Origin of the sequence: Caproiciproducens galactitolivorans, from assembly GCF_029266045.1 — a bacterium.
GTDB lineage: Bacteria > Bacillota > Clostridia > Oscillospirales > Acutalibacteraceae > Caproiciproducens > Caproiciproducens galactitolivorans.
In genome coordinates, this window is sequence record NZ_JAJUFJ010000016.1 from 22,410 (window position 1) to 44,503 (window position 22,094).

Genomic DNA, 22,094 nt, shown 5'->3' on the forward strand with positions numbered 1-22,094 from the left:
ATGTCTTTTCCAAACGAATTTATCTGGGGCACAGCTTCCGCCGCCTATCAGATTGAAGGCGGTGTTTCGGAGGGCGGGCGCGGCCCGTCGGTCTGGGATACCTTCAGCCATATGCCGGGGAAAATTTTTGAAAATCAAAACGGCGACATCGCATGTGACGCATACCACCGGTACAAAGAGGATATTCGCCTTATGGCGGAGCTCGGTATCCATAACTACCGGTTCAGCATAAGCTGGGCGCGGGTCATACCCGACGGTTTTCATGTCAACCCGAAAGGGCTGGAATATTACGACCGGCTGGTGGATTGCTGCCTGAACTACGGCATAACGCCATGGGTCACGCTTTACCACTGGGATTTGCCGCAGGAGGTGGAAAACCAGGGAGGCTGGACAAACCGCAAAACCGCAAAAGCCTTCTGCTGGTACGCGGAAACGGTTGTCCGGCACTTTTACGAGCGTGTGCGCCATTGGTACACCCTGAATGAACCGCAGTGCTTCATCGATTTGGGGTATCGCACCGGAACCCATGCCCCGGGGCGGCGGGAAAACAAGGGGCAGGTTTTTCACGCCATGCATAATGCGCTTCTCGCCCACGGGCTTGCGGCAAAGGCCATGCGAAGCATCGACCCCGGCCTTATGATCGGGGTTGCCACTACGGGCCGCCTGTGCTACCCGGCCAGTCTGAAGCCATCCGACCGGGAAGCGGCCAAGGCGGCAACCTTCTTCCTTGCCGACGAGAACTGGTGCTTCACCCATCACTGGTTCCTTGATCCGCTCTTTTTCGGGCATTATCCGGAATGCGGGGGTACCTTTCTGGAACCGCTGGCCAAATCCGTTCCGGAAGCGGATTGGGCAGACATACAGGAAAAGCCAGACTTTATCGGGATGAATATTTACCACGGTATGGAGGCAGAAGCCACACCCGAAGGCGCGCCGTCCATCAAACAAAAGTATACGGGATACCCGTGTACCGCAACAAAATGGCCGGTGACGCCGCAGGTCATGTACTGGGGTACAAAATGGATTCATGAGCGGTACGGCGCGCCCATCATCATTTCGGAAAACGGGCAAAGCGGAAACGACCGGATTTATTTGGACGGAAAGGTACACGATCCCGACCGGATTGACTTCCTAAAACGATACCTTCGGGAGCTGGAAAGGGCGATCCGGGATGGCGTGAACATCCGCGGCTATTTTCATTGGAGCTTCACGGACAATTTCGAATGGGCCCTCGGATACGGCGAGCGCTTCGGGCTGATTTACATTGACTATCCGACGCAGAAGCGCATTCCGAAGGACAGCGCCGCGTGGTATGCGGCCATGATAAAGTGCAACAATCTTCTTTTCTAAATAAATTTGAAAAAGGGACTTCCTGTTCTTTCTCCGGTCACCGGACGGATTACAGGGAGCCCCTTTTGTTATTCCGAATCTTTTTTACACTTTTCTCTCCGGACTTTATGCTTGCAGGTCCCAAATATTAAAGGGCATGGAGATAACCGCGATCAGCGCCCCGGATGCTATCATCAGCATGTATAGCGGTCCTTTTGCGGAAAGGATGACCAGATGAAGAAGACAATAAATGAGGCACTCTATGGAATTAGCGTAGGGTGCCTTGTCTTTTACGTTTTATCCGAATTTATTGAACTTTTTGCTCCATATATTTTTCAAATAATTATGTTCGATAGCTGATTTATTCATTAGTTGCTAAAATACACTAAATATTATTGAATAATTTAGAAAATTTGTATATCAACATAATTATCTATATGGAATTTAACTAAAAACGAATAGCACAATTACAACGAATAAGACAATATGTGGAATAATTGTGTTGGGTTCAAAGAAATGTGTCATTCATTTATGCATTGTTTTTAGTTCTGGTATTATATAATGAAAATGGGGAGGCAAAGTCGAAAATGTTTAGTAAAATAAGCAGACGTGAACGAGAAATCATAAATTTGCTTCATCAACAGGATGAATATGTGACTGTTCAGTTCATTGCCAACAAAATTCATTATTCTGAAAAAACTGTGCGCAATGACTTGAAAAAAATCAGTAACTATTTAAGTCACGCCGGCTTAGGAGAGATATCCGCCAAGCCCAAAAAGGGGGTGAAGTTGACGGTCACTTTCGATCAGTGGGAAAAGCTGCAAAGCTCCGTCAGACAATTTGAATTTGTACCGTTAGCGGATGTTTTTACAGAAGAACGAAAATATCAAATTTGCCTTATGCTTTTGCAAAACCGAAGCATGAGTGTTGCAGATTTAGCGAAGCGGCTTTACCTAAGCAGATCAAGCATAGAAAGTGCTTTAGTGCAGGCTGAGAAGTGGTTTAAAAAGCATAGTCTCTCTCTTAAAAGAATTCGTGGAAAGGACTGGTGATAGAAGGAAGCGATTTGTCAATTCGATTAGCAATGTTGGAATTATTTCAAATTTTTAAGTTAAAGCAAGACAAATCGTGCGTGAATGTGAAATTTGGAAGTGATGCATACGTAATCAACCTGATAGCAAAATTTTTAAATGGTTTTCAGGCAGACGGAGTTATCCGCTGCGTCAAAGAAACGGAAAGGGAGTTCGGATTTAATTTTGAATATCATTCACGATATCCACTTTTCTTTCTAATATCTTTTTCACTGTATTGCTGTCGTTTAAAAAGGCAGTACTCCGCATCATTCGGAAATCCCGAAATATCCGTTTTTAACCGGCAAGTTACCAATTTTTTAATAACGCAGTTAGAAAAATGCTATCGTATGAAAATCCCAGATGGAGAAAAAAATTATCTGCTGTTATGTTTGAGTGCGGCACATATCGAAAAATTTGAAGATACTGAAAAATATGAGTTTTGCAAATCAACTGAAATACAGTTTTATAACCTTGTTCAACAATTTGTCAATCTCACAGCTAAAATAGCAAATACAGACATAAGCTCGGATGAAATACTACTGAAAGATGCATTTCTGTACCTACGCTCTGCAATCGTAAGAATGTGGTGCAAGGTTCGCGTTCCAAATCCTTTTTTGGAACAGATAAAGCGGGAATATCGTAATGTCTTTGCGGTTGTATGGTTATCCAGCACGCTGCTGGAAAGCGAATTGAAAGTGGAAATAAGTGAAAATGAAGTAGCTTCGCTTACCATTAGTGTAGTAAGCGCAATTGCACGCGCAGTATCTAAAATTAAAATATACATAATTTGTAATTATGGAATTGGCTTTTCACGGCTATTGCGTCAGCAAATTGAACGTCAGATTCCAGAAGTTGTAGTAGAGGGAATCGCGACAGTAGCGGAAGCGCAAAAAATTAAAAATAGCGGCTGCGATTTTGTCGTTGCACCGGAAGATCTCGGAGGCCGGTTTGGCGGCAAAGAAGTAATTAAAGTTGATAACTTTTTAAAGACTTATGATATTAAAAATATTCAGAAAAAGGCATTTCAAATCCGCTGTCAGAAAGGACAAGATCTGGTTGGTACAAAAGAAGTGGAGCATGCAATGATTTTTGACGGTAAATTCGTTTATTTTCTCGATAATATTTTAGATAAAACAGAACTGCTTAAAAAAATGTGTTCTCATTTGGAAAAAGGAGGATACGTTTCAGAGGGATTTATCCAGTCGGTCTTGTATCGCGAAAAATCGTCCTCAACAGAATTCGGTTGGGGAGTTGCTTTGCCACATGGTGATGTTAAATATGTCATTCAACCGATTATTTCGGTTGCGGTGTTAAAACATCCCATCAAGTGGGACAATGTGGATGAAGTTGATACCATTTTTTTGCTGGCATTAGACTCGAATAGCGCGGCGAACAATTTACAGGTAAAGAACTTCTATACCATACTTTCGACTATGACTGACAGTTCAGATGTTTTAGAAAAAGGAAAAGAAATGTTGGACGAACAGAAATTCGCCGATTATATGAATGCGTTAACAAAATAAAGTTTTATGCTGATGGAGGCAATCGTTTTGATCAAAGATTTACTTAAAATGGAAACAATTTTTTTAGATATTGAAGTACCGGGTCAAAAAAAGAAAAGCGCACTTAAATTGTTAAGCGAAAAGTGTGCGGATTATAGCGGTATTGAGGAACGAACATTGTTTAAAGCCTTTGAACAGCGCGAAAAGATAGATTCAACCGGTTTTGGCGGAGGAATCGCGATTCCTCATGCTAAATTGGATAAGCTTGAAAAACCGTTTATAGCTATCATGCGTTTCAAAGAGCCTATCGATTGGAAATCCATTGACGGTCAACCGGTAAAATTAGTGATTGCTTTGGTCATGCCGAAAAACGATAAAAACAATACCCACCTAAAAGTGATTTCTTCTTTGTCACGCAAGCTTGCCAATGAGGAATTTATTCAAGAAATAACTGCCAAAGAAAATCGCGGCGAGCTTTATAAATTTATAATTGAAAAAATGGAGGAGAATGCAAAATGAAAGTTATAGGTGTTACAAAGTGTCCTGTTGGTATCGCACATACATACTTGGCAGCAGAAAAGCTGGAAAACGCCGCAAAAGAATTCAAGTACGACGTTAAAGTTGAAACACAGGGCGCACAAGGCACAGAAAATCTTTTGACAGAGGAAGATATTGCAGCCGCTGATTATGTCATTATTGCGGCTGATGTAGCAATCGACGGTAAAGAAAGGTTCGTCGGCAAAAAAGTAGTGGAACTTTCGATTAAAGAGGTTATCAAAGATCCAAAGGCTTTTTTGAGTAGTTTGGAACAAAGAGCGGTCGTTTACTCCTTGTCAGATGTTGAAGGTGAAAACAAACCGAGCAAGGCAGCAGAAAAAGAAAATACGCAAAACAGTTTTGGCAAAGCCATGATGAAACAACTGATGAATGGCGTTTCATACATGATTCCGTTTGTTGTACTTGGTGGTTTATTCATTGCTCTGTCAATTTCATTTGGAGGTACTCCAACAAGCAAAGGAATGGTTGTCAACAATCCGTTTTGGAGCAAAGTAAATGCCATAGGCAGCATCGGTTTTAACTTGATGATACCGATTCTTGCAGGATTTATCGCTTTTTCAATCTCTGGCAGAGCTGCTCTTGCGCCTGCTATGATTTCAGCAGTTGTGGCAAATGATAAATCTATATTGGGTACTTCGTCGGGAACGGGCTTTTTAGGAGCAATTCTAGTCGGTTATTTGGCCGGTTACCTCGTTAAGTGGATAAACACCTGGAAGATTCCGAAAAACATCAGGCCGATTATGCCTATATTTGTAATACCGCTGCTTGGTACAGGTGTTTTGTCTGCCGTATTAATTCTGTTTTTTGGCAGACCTATCGCCATGCTGATGGGCGGCCTGCAGAGTTTGCTGAGTATGCTGTCTCAGAAACCTGAAACCGCTCTTGCCCTGGGGTTGCTTCTTGGCGCAATGGCAGGTTTTGATATGGGTGGTCCAATCAACAAAGTTGCGTTCCTTTTCGGTACAGCATCTATCGTTTCCGGCACACCACAGATAATGGGAGCAGTTGCTGCTGCTATTCCAGTAGCACCACTTGCTGTTGGACTTGCAACTCTTGTGAAAAAAGACCTTTTCAATAAAGAAGAAATTGCTGCAGGTGTACCTGCACTTTTAATGGGACTTATCGGTATATCAGAAGGTGCCATTCCTTTTGCAGCTTCAGATCCGAAAAGGGTTATCCCAAGCAATGTTATAGGAAGCGCTGTTGCTGCTGCTGTCAGTTTATTGCTGGGTATAACAGACGTAGTTCCACACGGCGGCCCAATCGTTGGTATTTTAGGCGCAACGAACAATGTTCTGCTTTACTTCCTTTCTATTTTGATAGGAACAGCAGTAACAATGTGTATGATTTTGCTGTTAAAAAAACGTCAGATGAAAAAGCAGACAATAGATTAATCTTTTGAAAGGAATATACAAATGCGACAGTTTGATTATGTTATTAAAGACCCGGAAGGTTTGCACGCACGTCCGGCAGGACTGCTCGTGCAGTGTGCCAAGGAATGCACTTCGAAAATATCAATTAGCACAAGTCAAGCATCGGCAGATGCAAAAAAGCTATTTAAGGTAATGGGATTGGGTGTTGCATCGGGTGAAAAATTTACTGTGACTGTTGAAGGAAAGGACGAAGCAGTAGATAGTGACAAGATAAGAGCCTTTTTGGAAGCCAATCTGTAAGGTTAGGCGGGGCTGCATGAAGATTAACAGGGATCATGTCAAACCCTTAAAAGCACAAAAAACGGGAGTCATCCATTTGGGGGTGCTCCCGTTTTTTGATTCGTTGAGTTTGATAAGCTGCCGGATAGTTCTTCTTATCTGGACAACATTGCCATAGACAAAAACGCAAGGGCTTCCATGACCGAGGAATTGCGAAGATATGGCATCAATTACACCCAGCTCTTCCCGGAAATCGGGTACGTTGCTCTTAAAATAACCGAGGAAGGATATTGATGGACTGTAAAAATGGCGTATATGGACGGTTTGTTGTATGGCGAGAAAGCACACGAAAGTTCCAAAGTCCATAAAGAACTATTTACTGGACTTTTTATACTCTCACTTCTCACCCCTCGACATCAATACGACCGTCTCCACGTGATTCGTGCGCGGGAACATGTCCACCGGGGTTACCTGCTGTGGTTTATATCCCTTCTGGAAGAAAAGCTTCAGGTCGCGGGCAAGGGTGGCCGGGTCGCAGGAGACATAGACCACGCGCTGCGGCGCCATCCCGGCTATGGTTTCAATCAACGAAGCATCGCAGCCCTTGCGCGGCGGGTCAATGATGACCACATCCGGTCGCTCACCCCGGTTTTTCAGCATGGAAGCGGCTTCGGCAGCATCCGCACAAAGAAATTCGGCGTTATCAATCCGATTGTCCTGCGCGTTCCTTTTCGCGTCCTCTACCGCCTGCTCCACAATTTCCACGCCGATAACTTTCGCCGCATTCTTCGCCATGGAAAGCCCGATGGTTCCGGTACCGCAGTAAAGATCCAAAAGGGTCTCCTTCCCGGTTAGCCCGGCATATTTGCCCGCAATCGTATACAGCCGCTCCGCCTGGTCACGGTTGACCTGGTAAAAGGACATAGGGGATATGTGGAAATTCAGCCCGCACAAGGTATCCGTAATCGTGTCGCTGCCCCACACTGTGCGGCACTCCTTCCCCAGCACCACATTCGTCTTTTCGCGGTTAACGTTCATAATTACGCTCTTTAATCCGAGCACTTTTTCTTTCAATATGTTGACCAGTTCCGATTCATAATGCACGCCGTTCCCGTTTACAACAACACAGGCCATCACTTCCCCGGTCGCGTTCGCTTTCCGCAGGTACAGGTGCCGAAGCCTGCCTTTCCCGGTTTCTTCCTCGTAAACGCTGTCCCCGCTTTGCTCCGCCCATTGCCGAAAGGCTTCCATCGCCGCAGTAAATTCTTCCGGCTGCAACAGGCATTCCTCGCAGGGAATGATCCGGTGGCTGTGATTTGCGAAAAATCCCATCCGGATTTTGCCGTCCGGCCCGCACCCGATGGGAAGCTGTGCCTTATTACGGTAACGGTCGGGAGCCTTTGCGCCGACAATCGGCCGAACCGCAATCTTGCGGAATCCGCCGATGCGTTCCAGCGCGTCCTGCACCATCTGTTGTTTCGCTTGCAGCTCGGCAGTATAATCGATATGCCGGTAAACGCATCCGCCGCACTGGGCAAACTGTGCACAGTCAAGCGCAATCCGGTCTTCCGATGCCTTTAAGATTTTATCAATTCGCCCGAAGGCGTATGTTTTTGCAGTTTTTAGGATTTTTACACGCAGCCGGTCGCCCTTCGCCGCAAGCGGAACGAAAACCGCGATGTCGTTATATCGGCCGACGCCGCTCCCCTGCGCTGTATATCCCGTTATTTCCAAATCAATGAAATCATTCTTCTTTAAGTCCATATCTTTCCCTCATAAGCAGATTTTCCTGCCGTTTATTGTGTCATCATTTTATCATTATACCCTTAGAAAAACAATACAGCCCAAATTCATAAGAATCAAAACTTCCCCTTGACATTTTCGATCACTCCTCCTATAATAAGGCAAATAAGAAAAACCGATGAGTAAGAGTAGTAAACAGGCAAAGCGTTTTCCAAGAGAGCCGCAGGCGGTGGAATTGCGGCAAAACGGGGCTTGTCGAATGGACTTACGAGGGCAGCGTGAAAGGAAGCGAGTAGCTGCTGACGGGAACTCCGCCCGTTACCAAGGGAGCACGCATGATGGTGCGTGGAAAAAGCGGCGCTAAAAGCGCAATTTGGGTGGTACCGCAGGAGCAATCGCTCTTGTCCCTAATGATTTAGGGGCAAGGGCGTTTTTTATTCCCGTTTACGAAAGGAGAATTGTTATGACAAAGATCCCACACAGGATAATTTTAGCCGAGGAGCAGATGCCGAAGCAGTGGTACAATCTTCGGGCGGATATGAAATCCCAGCCCGACCCTTTGCTGAATCCCGCCACCTTCCAGCCGATCCGCACAGCAGAGCTTTATCCCATTTTCTGTGAGAAACTGGCGGAGCAGGAAATGGACTGCACCACAGCCTATTTTGATATTCCCGAACCGATTCAGGAAGTTTACAGGGCGTACCGCCCCTCCCCGCTCTGCCGCGCGTATGCGCTGGAAAAGCATCTGAAAACGCCTGCAAAGATTTATTTTAAATTCGAAGGCGGAAACACTTCCGGAAGCCACAAGCTCAACTCCGCCGTCGCACAGGCATATTACGCGAAGGAGCAAGGCTTGACGGCCCTTACAACCGAAACTGGGGCCGGTCAGTGGGGGACCGCGCTGGCCGAGGCTTGCGCATACTTCGGAATCCATCTGGATGTGTTCATGGTAAAGTCCTCCTACAGCCAGAAGCCGTACCGGAAGACAATTATGCAGACTTTCGGCGCAACGGTAACCGCCAGCCCCAGCGACACGACAAAAGCCGGCCGCACGATTCTTTCGGAAAAACCCGACACCACCGGAAGCCTTGGCTGCGCGATTTCGGAAGCAGTTGAAAGGGCGGTAAGCACTCCCGGATGCCGCTACGTGCTGGGTTCCGTACTCAATCAGGTTTTACTGCATCAATCCATTATCGGGCTGGAATGCAAAAAGGCCATGGAACTGCTGGGAGAATACCCGGACATTGTGATCGGCTGTGCCGGGGGCGGCTCCAACTTAGGCGGCTTGATTGCACCGTTTATGCAGGATAAGCTGCTGGGACGGGCAAACCCGTATTTCATCGCGGTGGAACCCGCTTCCTGCCCCTCGCTCACGCGCGGGCGCTACGCCTACGATTTCTGCGACACGGGCAAGGTTACTCCGCTTGCAAGAATGTACACCCTCGGCAGCGGCTTTATCCCATCGCCAAACCACGCGGGCGGGCTGCGCTATCACGGGATGTCGCCGATCCTTTCAAAATTGTACCATGACGGCTATCTGGACGAAGCGCGCGCCGAGGAACAGAGCAAGGTATTTGACGCGGCAATCCTGTTTGCCAAGCTGGAAACCATTCTCCCCGCGCCGGAAAGCGCCCATGCCATCCGCTGCGCGATTGACGAAGCGATAAAATGCAAGGAAACCAGCGAAGCGAAAACCATCCTGTTTGGGCTGACCGGAACCGGCTATTTCGATATGGCGGCTTATGCTTCCTACCTGGAAGGGAAAATGACCGATTCTATCCCTTCGGACCAGGATTTGCAGGCCGGTTTTGACTCCCTTCCGAAGATTCCCGGCATCCAAGAATAGCATGGCAAAATCTCTGATTTTGTCGAAGCTGGTGCGGTTTTTTTTCTGATTCCTTCGTCAATAATAACTAAATCCCATGAACAAAAAACTACGTTTTATACAAATGAGAGATTGTTAAAAAATCGATTGTTAATTCATTGACATTGCAAAACATGGGTACTATAATAGAATCCAGACAGAGTAAATATCTAACTTTAAGTACGAGATTTGTGACAAGGATTTGTCACGACCTTTTCAATACAACTCCTCCCCATAAAAAACAGGAACCGGTTGCAACCGGTTCCTGTTTTTTGTGCAATTTTTGCATGAAATAATTTCACAAAATGCTTTTTTGTCATATATTGCGAGTATAATGCTGATAGGCAATTAAATGTCGAGGAGTGTCAAAAGATGAATAAAAAGCGCAAAAGCCATTTTCTGTTGTGCCTGCTGATTTTCTTTATTATGATTCTTCCTGTGACAGCCGCACTCACCTGCTTTGCTGAAAATTACCTTGCGCTGGAGGACGTTGACCCCAGCCTTTACCTGCCAGAAAAGCATCTGTTTTTTCACCGCCCGGACGGCGGATTTGTCCTACTCAGCTCCGACGGCAGCCAAAAAACGATGGCCGCCCTGCTGGACAAAGACGGCGGCATGGATTTATCTTGCAGCAGGCCGGTGCAGAATTTGAAATATGTCTACGAAAAAGCTTCTCCATACGGGGATTTCCTTTATATTGTCGGGATGGAACTGAACTCCGACTCCAACGCGTTAATCTACCGCCTCAATATGAAAACCGGCGAACGGATTTATAATAAAATTCTTGGCTGTACCTTTGACTTCACGCGGGATTTCCACGCGGAAGCGGACGGGAAGCTTTCCCTTGTTACCGCCCCCGCCGGGCAAACAATCGACGCCGGCACGAAGGCGTCCGTTTACCGTTTCCAAGAGACAAACGGCATGTCGATTACGTCGGAAGCTCCCGAACCGGAACCCGGCCCCGGTTCCGCATCAAGCGATGCGCCGGCTTCCTCCGCCCCTTCGGAGCCGGCGGCGGAGCTTCCTTCTTCCATCCAGACTTACCGCTTTGAAAAGCCGGTGACAATCGAAGCGCTCCAGTCCGCGCTGGATGCGAACAAGCAAGGCGGAAAAGTCCGGGTCCTGTCGGCCGAAGACAGAACAGAGATAAAAAGCGGCCCGCTCGGAACGGGCCAGATTGTCCAAACCATTTTAAGTGGCAAAACGGAAACCGCCTATATTGTAGTGATCCCCGGCGATCTGGACGGCTCCGGCACCGTGACGGACTATGACTACCGCCTTCTGTGCGATTATTTCACACAAACCGCGGCGGGCGGTTCGGCTGTTCTCAGCGGGCCATATCTTGAGGCAGCAACCCTCAGCGGCGGAAAGCTGCCGGAAACCGGCGACCTTCTGAAAATAAAAAGGCTTATAAAAGAACTTCGCAATTGATTTTCAAAGAAAATCAAAATATAATGGTAAGAAATGAATACATGGAGGAACCTTTCAAATGTATGATAAACTTACCATAGCAAGCCTTTTCGACCTTAGCCATACGGCGGCGGCGCCGCTTCTGGAAAAGCTGAGCTACCCGTGGGAAGCCCTGCCGAAAATCGGCGAATTCATCCTTCAGTTAGGGCAGACCTTGTCCCCGGAGGAATATGAAAAGCGCGGCGAAAACGTTTGGATTGCAAAATCCGCGAAGGTTTTTGCTTCCGCCTTTATCAACGGCCCCGCGATCATCGGGCCGGATACGGAGGTTCGCCACTGCGCGTTTATCCGCGGAAACGCGCTGGTTGGCGCTGGATGCGTTGTGGGAAATTCCACAGAGCTAAAAAACGTAATTCTGTTTGACGGCGTTCAGGTGCCGCATTACAATTATGTCGGCGATTCCATTTTGGGATACAAGTCCCATATGGGCGCCGGCTCCATTACCTCAAACGTAAAATCGGATAAGACGCTTGTAAAAATCAGCGTGGAAAGCGAACGCTTGGGAACCAGCCTGAAAAAAGTCGGCGCCATGCTCGGCGACCACGTGGAAGTCGGCTGCAACTCCGTGTTGAATCCCGGAACGGTAATCGGCAGGGAAAGCACTATTTATCCCCTTTCCATGGTGCGCGGTTATGTGCCCGCCCGCAGCATTTACAAGCATTCCGGGGAAATTGCCGGAAAAATATAACCCGCCGCGATATTTCACGGGCTTTACATTTTTCACTCCCATTTCCCATATGATTGCGTATACAATTGTATAACGTATGAGGTGATTTCCATGGATACACAAAAGAGGATTGCGGCGATCCACGACCTTTCCGGCTTCGGCAAATGCTCGCTTACGGTTGCCCTGCCCATTCTGTCCGCTGCGGGAATCGAAGTCTGCGCCCTTCCAACCGCTGTGCTGTCCTCCCATACAGGCGGGCTTGCGGGATATACCTATCGGGATCTGACCGAAGATATGCCCGGCTTTGCAAGGCAGTGGGAACAGCTTGGACTGCGTTTCGACGCAATTTACAGCGGATTTTTAGGCTCGAGTAAACAAATCCAGATTGTATCAGATTTCTTTGATACCTTTAAAACGGAAAACAATTTCATCATGGTCGACCCCGTGATGGCGGACGAAGGCGTATTGTATAAGACGATCACCCCTGAGATGTCGGATGGGATGAAACAGCTCTGCCGTAAAGCCGACCTGATCGTGCCGAACATGACGGAGGCGACATATCTGCTGGGCAGCGAATACAACGAAGGCCCCTATACCCGCGAGTACATTGACTGCATTTTGCGGCGGCTGAGCGACCTTGGCCCGGAACAGGTGGTTCTTACCGGAGTATGGTTCAATCAGAGCCTGATTGGCGCGGCGGGGTACACCCGCAAAACCGACGAAGTCAGCTATGCGTTTTCCCAGAAGATTCAGGGGCATTACTACGGCACAGGGGATATTTTCGCCAGCGCGCTTTTAGCGGGGCTTCTGAATCAGATGCGGCTGCAAAACGCCATGCAGGTTGCGGTGGATTATACGGCCGGCTGCGTCCGGCGAACCAGAAACGCCGGTACGGACTTCCGGTACGGCGTAAACTTTGAAGCAGGCCTGCCCCGATTTATGCGCGAGCTTGGCCTTACAGAAGAATAATGTAGCAGCGGAGGGGACGATGTCCCCTCCGTTTACTTTGCAAATAAAACATTGTATAATAGGAAAACAAGCAAAGGCAGGCTTTGCTCCAAATTAGGAAGGAGGCGTTTCCTTGACGCTTGACTTACCTGTAATTCAAACTTCTTTTGACTTGGTACTTTTCGCTTTCCGCGTGATTGTACCGTTTGCGTCACTCATCGTAATATGCAGGTGCTTTGCGTCGCTCAAACGCGGTCGCAGACGGGAAGACCCCGTCGTAATATTGGAAGACATGGTAACACATGAAGTGATTCCTGTTTTATACTGGGAAAATTCCATCGGGCGCAGCAAAAGCTGCGATATCGTATTGAACGACCCTACTGCAAGCCGTGACCACGCCGTCCTGATGCGGCGCGAAAGCGGGTGGATTATTACCGACACCGGTTCAAAATCCGGTACCTTCGTAAGCGGCACCAAAATAAACGGCCCGTATCAGGTGATGCCCGGGGACGTGATGGCAATGGGTTCTACGGCATTGATGCTGAAGCGGGCAAACAATAACCCAAAGAAACGCAAATGGGTGCGGCGCCGCGCGGCGTCCCCGTTCGGACTTCTGCTCTCGGTCACGTTCATCCAGATTCTGTTGGTTTTTCAGGCCTGTTTCGCAACGGGCAAATTCAGCCCCACGCCACTACTTCCCTTCGGCGGCCTACTGGGGCTGGAATGGGGATTGTACTTTTATTCCATCAAAGGTCTAGGGCGCGTCAGCTTTGAGCTGGAAACCATCGCGTTCCTTTTAAGCGGCACGGGGCTCCTCCTCATTTCCGGAACGGACGTGAAAAGCACCTTTACCCAGCTCGGGGCGCTTGCAGGCGGGATCGTATTGTTCTGCGTTATGATCCAATTTCTGAGCGACCTTGACCGCGTAATGCGCTGGCGGCTGGCAATTGCAGGCTTTGCCATTCTGCTTTTCATAGCAAACCTGCTCTTGGCGCGCACGCACAACGGCGCGCGCAACTGGATTAAATTCGGCCCGTTAAGTGTGCAGCCCTCTGAATTTATTAAAATCGCCTTTATCTTTGTGGGGGCTTCCACGCTGGACCACCTGCAGACCGCCCGGAACTTAACCGGATTCATAGGTTTTTCCGCCGTCTGCATGGGCGCGTTATTTTTAATGCGCGACTTCGGCACGGCCTGCATATTCTTCGTAACCTTCTTGATCATCGCCTTCATGCGCTCCGGCAGCCTGCGTACTATCGCGCTGATCTGTTCCGTTGCGGCTTTCGGCGCTTTCCTCATTCTGAAATTCAAGCCCTACGTTGCGGATCGCATAAACGCCTGGGGACATGTCTGGGAGCATGTGAACGACTCCGGCGGCTACCAACAGACCCGCGTGTTAAGCTACGCTTCCAGCGGCGGGCTGTTTGGAATGGGCATCGGACGAGGCTATTTAAAAAACGTGTTTGCCGGCACAAGCGACTTGGTTTTCGGTATGCTCTGCGAAGAACTTGGACTGGCCTTCGCGCTGCTCCTTGTAATAACCATCGCGTTCGTGATGTTTTACGCCCGCTCGGACGCAACCCGCAGCCGCTCAACATTCTACTCCATTTCCGCCTGTGCGGCGGGCGGCATGCTGCTGTTCCAAACCTGCCTGAATGTGTTCGGCGCGACCGATGTGCTGCCGTTAACCGGCGTTACCCTGCCCTTAATCAGCCTTGGGGGTTCAAGCGTTATGGCGGTCTGGGGACTGCTAGCATTTATTAAAGCAAGCGATGAACGCACTTACGCGGCAAGGAGGAAGAACTGATGAAAACGACCGGAATCCGCTCATTAATCCTCTGGATTCTAGGGATGTGCTTCTTTGTCGGACTGGGATACCTTGTCCACGGCTTGGTTACAAACGGCCCAACCTGGGCCATGCAGCCCTTCAACAAGCATCTGACCAGCGGCTCCCAGCTTGCAAACGGGGGAGAAATCCTCGACCGCAACAATGTCGTGCTGGCGAAGAGCGAAAACGGCAAACGGATATACAACAGCGACGAAACTGTCCGCCGCGCCATGCTTCACGCCGTAGGCGACACCAAGGGCTATATTTCCACCGGCATACAATACAACTACCGCTCCGAACTTTCCGGCTACAATCTTATTACCGGGCTTGCAACGCCGACCGAAAAAAGCGGCGGCAGTAATATCAAGCTGACACTCGATAGCGCGCTGAGCAAGCTGGCCCTGCAAAAGCTAGGCAACCGCAGCGGCGCGGTCGCGATCTATAATTATAAAACCGGGGAAATGCTCTGCATGGTAAGCTCCCCGAACTTTGACCCGCAGAATCCACCAAAGGATCTGGATACGGACAAATCGGGGAAATACAGCGGCGTATACCTGAACCGCGTACTTTCCTCCTCTTATACGCCCGGTTCCATTTTCAAGCTGGTTACTTCGGCTTGTGCAATCGAGAACATCCCGGATCTGGACAGCCGGACATGGGACTGCAAGGGAAGCATCCTGATTAACGGAAACAAAATTACCGACGTTTCCTCGTATGGAAAGCTGAACTTTAAGAACGCGCTTGCAAAGTCGTCCAACATTGCCTTTGCGCAAATCGCGGTGGAGCTTGGAAGCGATAAGATGAACGCCATCGCAAACGAAATGGGCTTCAACAAAAGCTTTGATCTTGACGGAATTCCCACCAGCAAAAGCGTTTACAATGTAACCGGAGCAAAACCCAATGAGCTTGCTTGGTCAGGCGTCGGGCAATACACCGACCTGACGAATCCGTATCATATGCTCCTGATTATGGGCGCGATTGCGAACGAGGGTGTGCCCGTAAAGCCGTATGTAATCAGCAGTATCACTTCCCCGCTCGGGCTGACAACAAAAAGCGGACATACCCATGAAGGGGATCGTCTGCTGAAGGCTTCCACCGCCAATCGGCTGAAAGAATACATGCGGTATAATGTTTCAAACTACTACGGCGACAAAATGTTCCCAAACCTTTCTGTATGCGCGAAAACCGGAACCGCCGAAGTGGGGCACGGCAAAAAGCCGAACGGCTGGATGGTGGGCTTCTCCTCCAACCCGAACACGCCCCTCGCCTTTGCGATCGTTGTGGAAAATGCGAACAGCGGCATTTCTTCCGCCGGGCAGATTGCCTCCGCCTTGATGGCCGCGGCGGCAAAGATTCAATAACAAAAGGAACTTTCCAAATGGAAAGTCCCATTCTTATATTTCGTATTTTTTATTATGGCTTCCGCACATGTTCCAAAAGTCTTTGCATCCGGTCCATATGGTAATGATAAACTGTAAAAAGCTCTGAACCGGGTTTTAGGGCATCCTCCGTCAGTTCCATAACCTCAATCGCCCTTAGCTCGTCCAGAATCATCTTATAGGTGGAAATTTTACAGGATATTTTGAATACCTCATCGTCGTTCCATCGAAGGAATTTCGCTTGCGCAATGTACATTCGCACATTGTAGTTCAGCTTTTGGATGCCGGCTTCCACCCCGCCGATATCAATCTGCTGAATCTCGGCGGCATTCCCCATGGATTCCTCAATCATAGCGCAGAGCTGATCATAGGATTTTTTGATTTCCTCCGCGTAATTGGGCGGCATCATAACCAGATTCACAACAATAGCGACAACAATTCCAATAAAACAGTTTATCGCGCCGATAAGCGGGGTTCCCAACTGGAACATGATCGCCGTAAAAACAAAGCTGGACAGCGTCGCCGCACCGTCGAGGCGGAAAAAATGGCACAGATACAGCGTTAAGATGATTCCCACGCCGCACAGTCCCGCATTCGCCGGGGACACCGAAACAAGACCATAGCCGATCACCGCGCCAATTACAACGCCGATTATTTTATTGCGACCGGATTTTATTGACGCGTCAATGGATTTCCCCATCGTCATAACTGCGGCAATTACCATAAAAAACGGCTGATCCAGCTTAAAAAAAGTGGATAAGACAACGCAGAGCGTAACGGCAATTCCTGTCTTTACCACTCGAAAGCCAAGCCTGTGGTCGGATTTAAGAAAATTTTGAAGCCACTTCATGAATCACCTCATGCTGCGGGCAGCTATACCATAAATTTGCTCCGGCCTTTGAATAATAAATTTTGCCTGATTTTCCCGTAATTCCTTTTCGTCCCGAAAGCCCCAAAGCACCCCTACCGTATCCATTCCGGCGGCGGCACCGGTTTTCATATCGGTATTCGTATCCCCGATATAAAGGAAGTCCTTCGGTTCAATTTGAAGTTCATCCGCAATTAGCAGGGCACCGTCCGGCGAAGGCTTCCGTGCAACCTTAGGGCGTTGGCCGTAGCAGCAGTCGAACAGTTTTCCGTAAATGGATTCTACAATGGCTGTTGTGCAGTTATGCGGCTTATTCGAAAGCACCGCCAGCTTCAGCCCGGCGGCTTTCAGCTTTTCTACTGTTTCGCGCATGCCGGGGTAGTTTGTAACCAAATAGGTTGGGTTCCCTTCGTACAGCTCGTCGTATACTTTGCGCACCCTTCGGACATCTTCTTCGCCGTATCCGTCTGCGCCGCAGACAGTAGCCAGCATATTATGCAACAGCCTGTCCGCGCCGTTTCCAACCAGATACCGGTATTTGTCTACCGCAATGGTTTCGTAGCCGCACTTCTGCAGAGCGGTGTTTGCAAAGTAAGCAATGGACGCAAGTGTGTTCGCTAGTGTTCCGTCCAAATCGAAAATGCATCCTTTATACAAAAAATCACCTTACATTCAGAATCAGACATATTAATAATAATAAACAATTTTGGAGTGATTTGCAAGTTTTTTATCGGTTCTGCGCCCTTCGCAAACGTTTTCGGCGCGCTGGATCTTCAAGCCCCCGGACAACAAGCCCGTAGCCGTCCAGATGTTTCCGTACGGCCATTTTAAGGAGCGCAACAGGGAATAATAATGAACGCCGGAGTTTTCGCTCCGGCGCTCGGTTCATATGTATTAATTCTGCATAGCAAGTTTTACTGTCTGCTGTTTTTTACCAGTAGGACAAATATTATAAATCGTCCCTTCTTTTCCAACCATGGAAACAGGTACTTTGGGCAAAAGCTTATGAATTAGCTCAACAAATCCATTCACCGGTGCTTCCGGCATTCCCGTTACAATATGGACAGCACCGATTTGTTTTGCAAACCCCACGGCGATCAATGCCGCATCGTCGTTAAAATACACGGTCATTTCCGCCTGTGCGTCACGTGCCGTCTGCCTCAGATACTCAAGCTCCTCACAGCTTTCATCCCCTGCGGAAGTTGGCTGCACGCAAAGAACTTGCAGAGAAGTGGAAGTTTCGTCAGCAATTTTCCTGCCGGCCCGAATCAACCTGTCGCAGTCACGCTGCCCCGTAACGCACACTAGGGTTGTATTTCCCTTCTTCAATCATTAGCCTCCTTTCCATAACCTTTCCCGACAATACAAGTATAAAATGGTTATGGTAACAGATAATGTATAAATCATTAACAAACTGTAAATAAAAAATTCGACTTTTTTTGTGCGATTCATACATTCAAGTTCTATTATAGCACAATGCAGAGGCTTTCACAAATGAAAAAGGCCGCGGAACCAATCGGCTCCGTGACCTTGCAGCGCCCCTAATCGTATCGGGGGCGTGTGTTATTTAATAACAGAGAGTGGGTCAATGTATTTTCCGTCTCTTTTCATGGAAAGATGCATATGCGAAGCATCAGCACTTTCAAAAGGCGTAATACCCACCGTGCCAATTTTCTGACCCTGTTTTAAAACTTCGCCTTTACGGACAATTATAGTGCCAAGGCCGCAGTAGCTTGTTTCTATATTGTCGTGCATGACAACTACGGTGTTTCCGTAAAAATCGTCCGACACAATATCCTTAACCGTACCGTCCGCGGCGGCCTTTACGGTATCCCCCGGCTTCGCCGCAAAATCCGTGCCTGTATGCACGCGCCAATCCTTGAAGGTTTTGGAATAGACCGGATTCTGGCCGCTGAAGCCTTGGGTAACCGTTTTTTCAACCGGGCTGGTAAAAGTTAATACTTTCGCCTCCGTACGCTTAGCGGGTACCTTGGAGGGCGGAGTTACAGGGGCTTTTGAAACTTCCTCTTTTACTTTTGGCGCCGGTTCAGATGAAATCACCGGTGCCGGTTCCGAGGATTCCTCCTCGTACACTTTAATGCCGCTGACCGCTTCATTCGTATGCTGAACCTGCTTACTGCTGACTGTTCCTTCATTGGGAGCCGCGTAATTCACTACGCTGTCATAGGTTGTCCATGCCGCCACGCCGATTGCAATCAGGCATACACCGAGCGCAATATAAAACCCTCTGGAATTATCCTTTTTTGGTTTATTGTTTAGCAGATGTAAATTATCCATTCGTGCCACCTCCGATACTATTTTGACCACATAATAGGCGGTCTATTCGGAAATGGAAGTGAATTTTTGACAAAATAAAAAAGAAAAAGAACCCAGTCCGAATGATTGGGTCCTTCTTCATTAGCTTGAGGGGTCTATTGAGGAGGGTAGAACATGTATCAAGTAATGGTGCGGCTCCATATCCTTGATTACATCTCTATTATATAGCAATGCGCTTTTGAGTTGTTAAATAGCTATGAATTTCTTATGAATTTTTGGTTTTACATCGTTTGTTTGATTTCTTCTAATTTTATGTTATAATGTTTATATAAGGATTTTTAAGGGGGCGCGCTGTGTGTTGACCGAAAGCCAGCGAAAAGTTTATGAATACCTGAAAAGCAGGACGGAGGGCGGACTTCCGCCGACCGTGCGCGAAATATGCAAAGCAACGGGACTTCGGTCCACTTCAAGTGTGCATGCCCATTTGAAAACATTGGAACGCTTGGGCTATATTACTCGCGACGCCCGCTTAAACCGTGCAATCCATCTTGCAGGCGAGCAAAGTACAATCCAAGTTCCCATTGTCGGCAGGGTTGCCGCAGGGCAGCCGATCCTCGCCATAGAGGAGATTGAAGGCTATGTACCCTATGCTCCCAGCAATAACCGAAGCAGTTCGGAATATTTTGCACTAAACGTCCGCGGCGACAGCATGATCAACGCGGGTATTCTGGACGGCGACATTGTCATAGCGGTGAAAACCGCCACCGCAAATAACGGCGAAATTGTCGTCGCAATGATTCAGGACGAAGCGACCGTAAAGCGATTTTACCGCGAAAAGGACGGTATCCGGCTTCAGGCGGAAAACCCGGCTTATCAGCCAATTTACGCGAAGGAAGTTTCGATTCTGGGCAAAGTCACGGCTGTTGTGCGCCATTATAAATAAAAAAGAAGAAAAAACGGGCATGGGATTCCTTGATTCCATGCCCTCTTTCATTTTATAAATAAGCATAACCGATTGGAAGCACACGCGGGTAATTATTCCGCCACCAGTACCGCGCGTACCGGGGAGGCCTCCGCGCCGCCTAGGAGCAATGGCAGGGCGATCAGACGGTAGTTACCCGGTTCCACTTCGGAAAGGTTCAAGCCCTCTAGTATCGGAATCCCGGCGCCCAACAGCTCCCGGTGGGCCGGATAGGCTTCGTCCTTGTCCGTTTCAATGCTGAGAGAATCCGTACCCACCAGCAAAATACCGGCGTCGGTCAAGGCAAACGCTCCGCTTTCGGAAAGGAGCGCTTTTTCTTCTCCTTTAAACAGGATCCGCTTTTTGGCAATCGGCAGGATACGGTCAATATCCGAGCCGGTAATAATCCCCTGCATCTCTATAACCGTACACTCACCGAGAAAACGTTCCGGTTCCAATTGGTCAACTGTTTTTCCGTCCTCAATAAAGTGGCTTGGAGCGTCTATGTGGGTTGAAGCGTGACAGCCTGTGTAAAACCCTGAAAGATTGCAAACATCGCCCAAATCCATTCTGCGCAGCCTGTCGCGGCGGGGAATGGGGTCGCCGGGATAAACGGGAGCTGAAAACAGTTCACGCGAAATGTCGATCACCTTCATGGTTTTCACCTCTTTTATATGTTGGGAAGGACCTTCCGAATCAGCTCCGCCGATTTCCGGGCAGAGCTCGCAGCAAATGTAGGGAAATCCACCTTTGCCGCTTCATTCGCGTTATCCGATATGGCGCGGATAACCACAAATTCTATCTGATTCATATAACAAACCTGCGCAATACTGCCGCCTTCCATTTCACAGGCTGACGCACCGAATTCCTCCGCAATTTTATTCAGCGTGCCGACATCGCCGATAAACTGGTCGCCGGTTGCGATAATTCCGGTATGTACGCCCTTCCCGTAGATATTCTGTGCCGTAGCAGCAACAAGGTAGGAAAGACGTTTGCTGGCTGGAATCGTAACAAGGTTCAGCCCGCTGATCAGGCCCTTTTCGTCGCCGAGTGCAGTAGTATCCATATCATGCTGTACCAGCCCGGTCGAGACAACGATATCGCCAATATGGATTTCCTTTCCGATACCGCCCGCCACACCGACATTAATCAACGCGTCTGTTCCATATTTTAAAATCATGGTCTGCGCACAGACGGCGGCGGCTACTTTGCCGACTCCACATTTCGCTACAACGCAGTTGGTGTTTTCAATTTTTCCCATATAAAAAACGATTCCGCTGATTGTCTCCGAGTTCCGGTCGGTCATAACCGAAATCAAATTTTCCACTTCAATTTCCATGGCCCCGATAATACCGATCATATTTACACCTCATCCTTATTTTAAATATTAAGTATAAAGCAAGAACGATAGAAAAGCAATGAGGAATATTGACGCCGCCTTCAACTCAGGAAAGCAGGCTGAAAGAATACAGCATTTACTCTACACTATACTTCCGATATTTGCTTTTTTGCTTCTCGCAATCTTCACACGAAATTACAAAACCCGCCTTATATATTTGCTGCGAACAGTACCATATGTAAAAAAGCCACCTGTCGTAAGACAGGTGGCTTTCTTGGCTCCCCAAGTTGGACTCGAACCAACGACCCTGCGGTTAACAGCCGCATGCTCTACCGACTGAGCTATTGAGGAATATTTGTGTTGGCACCTTCCTATTGTCCCGGGCCGTTGCCAGCCAAGTATCTTCGGCATCGATGAGCTTAACTTCCGTGTTCGGAATGGGAACGGGTGGACCCTCATCATCATCAGCACCAACTAATATTTCACACATTGCTGTGCGGATATCAATTTATCTGCTAATCTATATCAATGGACATTTCGCAATTGGTGACCCGTGGGAGAATCGAACTCCCGTTATCGGCGTGAGAGGCCGGTGTCTTAACCGCTTGACCAACGGGCCATATACTGTCAGACGCA

The 22,094-nt window shown here is 48.2% G+C and carries 20 protein-coding genes, 2 tRNA genes, 1 rRNA gene and 1 other annotated feature; of the genes, 13 read left to right on the forward strand and 10 right to left on the reverse strand.

Annotation, left to right across the window (positions count from 1 at the left end):
• The 6 genes from P9B68_RS10850 (at position 1) to P9B68_RS10875 (ending at position 6,135) form a co-directional block, all read left to right on the forward strand.
• Complete coding sequence (locus tag P9B68_RS10850; RefSeq protein ID WP_277669029.1) at positions 1-1,350, forward strand: GH1 family beta-glucosidase; 1,350 nt, start codon at positions 1-3, stop codon at positions 1,348-1,350.
• Positions 1,351-1,916: 566 nt separating this feature from the next.
• Positions 1,917-2,381 (forward strand): HTH domain-containing protein, encoded by a 465-nt coding sequence (locus P9B68_RS10855; RefSeq protein WP_277669030.1) that lies wholly within the window; start codon positions 1,917-1,919, stop codon positions 2,379-2,381.
• A gap of 14 nt (positions 2,382-2,395) precedes the next feature.
• Positions 2,396-3,925, forward strand: a complete 1,530-nt coding sequence (locus P9B68_RS10860; protein ID WP_277669031.1) for a BglG family transcription antiterminator — start codon at positions 2,396-2,398, stop codon at positions 3,923-3,925.
• Between the two features lie 27 nt (positions 3,926-3,952).
• Positions 3,953-4,423 (forward strand): PTS sugar transporter subunit IIA, encoded by a 471-nt coding sequence (locus tag P9B68_RS10865; RefSeq protein WP_167875228.1) that lies wholly within the window; start codon positions 3,953-3,955, stop codon positions 4,421-4,423.
• Positions 4,420-5,856, forward strand: a complete 1,437-nt coding sequence (locus P9B68_RS10870; protein ID WP_135660889.1) for a PTS fructose transporter subunit IIC — start codon at positions 4,420-4,422, stop codon at positions 5,854-5,856. The genes P9B68_RS10865 and P9B68_RS10870 overlap by 4 nt, the downstream gene beginning before the upstream one ends.
• A 21-nt stretch (positions 5,857-5,877) precedes the next feature.
• Complete coding sequence (locus P9B68_RS10875) at positions 5,878-6,135, forward strand: HPr family phosphocarrier protein (protein WP_135660891.1); 258 nt, start codon at positions 5,878-5,880, stop codon at positions 6,133-6,135.
• 375 nt (positions 6,136-6,510) lie between these two features.
• Here P9B68_RS10875 and rlmD read toward each other — a convergent pair whose 3' ends face one another.
• A complete protein-coding gene (gene rlmD / locus P9B68_RS10880) occupies positions 6,511-7,878 on the reverse strand; it encodes a 23S rRNA (uracil(1939)-C(5))-methyltransferase RlmD (protein ID WP_277669032.1) in 1,368 nt (455 codons plus the stop codon).
• Between the two features lie 148 nt (positions 7,879-8,026).
• Positions 8,027-8,269: a binding site (T-box leader), on the forward strand.
• A gap of 51 nt (positions 8,270-8,320) precedes the next feature.
• On the opposite strand from rlmD, the gene P9B68_RS10885 reads away from it, so the two are divergent.
• From P9B68_RS10885 to P9B68_RS10910, 6 genes are all read left to right on the forward strand, one after another.
• Entirely contained in the window at positions 8,321-9,703 is a 1,383-nt protein-coding gene (locus tag P9B68_RS10885) for a TrpB-like pyridoxal phosphate-dependent enzyme (RefSeq protein ID WP_277669033.1), read from the forward strand.
• Between the two features lie 390 nt (positions 9,704-10,093).
• Positions 10,094-11,152: a hypothetical protein gene (locus P9B68_RS10890; RefSeq protein ID WP_277669034.1), complete on the forward strand. Its 1,059-nt coding sequence runs from the start codon at positions 10,094-10,096 to the stop codon at positions 11,150-11,152.
• A gap of 58 nt (positions 11,153-11,210) precedes the next feature.
• Positions 11,211-11,879: an acyltransferase gene (locus P9B68_RS10895; RefSeq protein ID WP_135660900.1), complete on the forward strand. Its 669-nt coding sequence runs from the start codon at positions 11,211-11,213 to the stop codon at positions 11,877-11,879.
• Between the two features lie 90 nt (positions 11,880-11,969).
• The gene (locus P9B68_RS10900; protein ID WP_135660901.1) at positions 11,970-12,827 is read left to right on the forward strand and encodes a pyridoxamine kinase; all 858 of its coding nucleotides are present in this window, start codon (positions 11,970-11,972) and stop codon (positions 12,825-12,827) included.
• A gap of 112 nt (positions 12,828-12,939) precedes the next feature.
• On the forward strand, positions 12,940-14,613 hold the full coding sequence (locus P9B68_RS10905; RefSeq protein ID WP_135660903.1) for an FtsW/RodA/SpoVE family cell cycle protein: 1,674 nt from the start codon (positions 12,940-12,942) through the stop codon (positions 14,611-14,613).
• Positions 14,613-15,995, forward strand: a complete 1,383-nt coding sequence (locus P9B68_RS10910) for a penicillin-binding transpeptidase domain-containing protein (protein ID WP_135660905.1) — start codon at positions 14,613-14,615, stop codon at positions 15,993-15,995. Before P9B68_RS10905 ends, P9B68_RS10910 begins: the two co-directional genes overlap by 1 nt.
• Positions 15,996-16,047: 52 nt before the next feature.
• Here the strand turns inward: P9B68_RS10910 and P9B68_RS10915 are convergent, their stop codons facing one another.
• From P9B68_RS10915 to P9B68_RS10930, 4 genes are all read right to left on the reverse strand, one after another.
• Positions 16,048-16,863, reverse strand: a complete 816-nt coding sequence (locus tag P9B68_RS10915) for an FUSC family protein (protein WP_277669035.1) — start codon at positions 16,861-16,863, stop codon at positions 16,048-16,050.
• A 3-nt stretch (positions 16,864-16,866) separates the two neighbouring features.
• Entirely contained in the window at positions 16,867-17,538 is a 672-nt protein-coding gene (locus P9B68_RS10920; protein ID WP_277669036.1) for an HAD family hydrolase, read from the reverse strand.
• 237 nt (positions 17,539-17,775) lie between these two features.
• On the reverse strand, positions 17,776-18,210 hold the full coding sequence (locus tag P9B68_RS10925; protein ID WP_135660912.1) for an adenine nucleotide alpha hydrolase family protein: 435 nt from the start codon (positions 18,208-18,210) through the stop codon (positions 17,776-17,778).
• A 234-nt stretch (positions 18,211-18,444) separates the two neighbouring features.
• Complete coding sequence (locus P9B68_RS10930; protein ID WP_135660914.1) at positions 18,445-19,179, reverse strand: M23 family metallopeptidase; 735 nt, start codon at positions 19,177-19,179, stop codon at positions 18,445-18,447.
• 334 nt (positions 19,180-19,513) lie between these two features.
• Here P9B68_RS10930 and lexA point away from each other — a divergent pair, with 334 nt between their 5' ends.
• Positions 19,514-20,101 (forward strand): transcriptional repressor LexA, encoded by a 588-nt coding sequence (gene lexA / locus P9B68_RS10935; RefSeq protein WP_207669580.1) that lies wholly within the window; start codon positions 19,514-19,516, stop codon positions 20,099-20,101.
• Positions 20,102-20,193: 92 nt separating this feature from the next.
• Here lexA and P9B68_RS10940 read toward each other — a convergent pair whose 3' ends face one another.
• From P9B68_RS10940 to P9B68_RS10960, 5 genes are all read right to left on the reverse strand, one after another.
• The gene (locus P9B68_RS10940; RefSeq protein WP_277669037.1) at positions 20,194-20,775 is read right to left on the reverse strand and encodes a cyclase family protein; all 582 of its coding nucleotides are present in this window, start codon (positions 20,773-20,775) and stop codon (positions 20,194-20,196) included.
• 14 nt (positions 20,776-20,789) lie between these two features.
• Positions 20,790-21,479 (reverse strand): 5'-methylthioadenosine/adenosylhomocysteine nucleosidase, encoded by a 690-nt coding sequence (locus tag P9B68_RS10945; protein WP_135660920.1) that lies wholly within the window; start codon positions 21,477-21,479, stop codon positions 20,790-20,792.
• 254 nt (positions 21,480-21,733) lie between these two features.
• Positions 21,734-21,809 (reverse strand) — tRNA-Asn (locus tag P9B68_RS10950).
• A gap of 7 nt (positions 21,810-21,816) precedes the next feature.
• A 5S ribosomal RNA gene (gene rrf, locus P9B68_RS10955) occupies positions 21,817-21,933 on the reverse strand.
• 69 nt (positions 21,934-22,002) lie between these two features.
• Positions 22,003-22,077: transfer RNA gene (locus P9B68_RS10960), tRNA-Glu, on the reverse strand.
• Between the last annotated feature and the right edge of the window lie 17 nt (positions 22,078-22,094).

Excerpts from the sequence above, each read along its gene's own strand:
- P9B68_RS10850 (WP_277669029.1), top strand. The coding sequence starts at position 1 with ATGTCTTTTCCAAACGAATTTATCTGGGGCACAGCTTCCGCCGCCTAT.
- P9B68_RS10855 (WP_277669030.1), top strand. The coding sequence starts at position 1,917 with ATGTTTAGTAAAATAAGCAGACGTGAACGAGAAATCATAAATTTGCTT.
- P9B68_RS10870 (WP_135660889.1), top strand. The coding sequence starts at position 4,420 with ATGAAAGTTATAGGTGTTACAAAGTGTCCTGTTGGTATCGCACATACA.
- P9B68_RS10875 (WP_135660891.1), top strand. The coding sequence starts at position 5,878 with ATGCGACAGTTTGATTATGTTATTAAAGACCCGGAAGGTTTGCACGCA.
- rlmD (WP_277669032.1), bottom strand. The coding sequence starts at position 7,878 with ATGGACTTAAAGAAGAATGATTTCATTGATTTGGAAATAACGGGATAT.
- P9B68_RS10885 (WP_277669033.1), top strand. The coding sequence starts at position 8,321 with ATGACAAAGATCCCACACAGGATAATTTTAGCCGAGGAGCAGATGCCG.
- P9B68_RS10890 (WP_277669034.1), top strand. The coding sequence starts at position 10,094 with ATGAATAAAAAGCGCAAAAGCCATTTTCTGTTGTGCCTGCTGATTTTC.
- P9B68_RS10895 (WP_135660900.1), top strand. The coding sequence starts at position 11,211 with ATGTATGATAAACTTACCATAGCAAGCCTTTTCGACCTTAGCCATACG.
- P9B68_RS10900 (WP_135660901.1), top strand. The coding sequence starts at position 11,970 with ATGGATACACAAAAGAGGATTGCGGCGATCCACGACCTTTCCGGCTTC.
- P9B68_RS10910 (WP_135660905.1), top strand. The coding sequence starts at position 14,613 with ATGAAAACGACCGGAATCCGCTCATTAATCCTCTGGATTCTAGGGATG.
- P9B68_RS10915 (WP_277669035.1), bottom strand. The coding sequence starts at position 16,863 with ATGAAGTGGCTTCAAAATTTTCTTAAATCCGACCACAGGCTTGGCTTT.
- P9B68_RS10930 (WP_135660914.1), bottom strand. The coding sequence starts at position 19,179 with ATGGATAATTTACATCTGCTAAACAATAAACCAAAAAAGGATAATTCC.
- P9B68_RS10940 (WP_277669037.1), bottom strand. The coding sequence starts at position 20,775 with ATGAAGGTGATCGACATTTCGCGTGAACTGTTTTCAGCTCCCGTTTAT.
- P9B68_RS10945 (WP_135660920.1), bottom strand. The coding sequence starts at position 21,479 with ATGATCGGTATTATCGGGGCCATGGAAATTGAAGTGGAAAATTTGATT.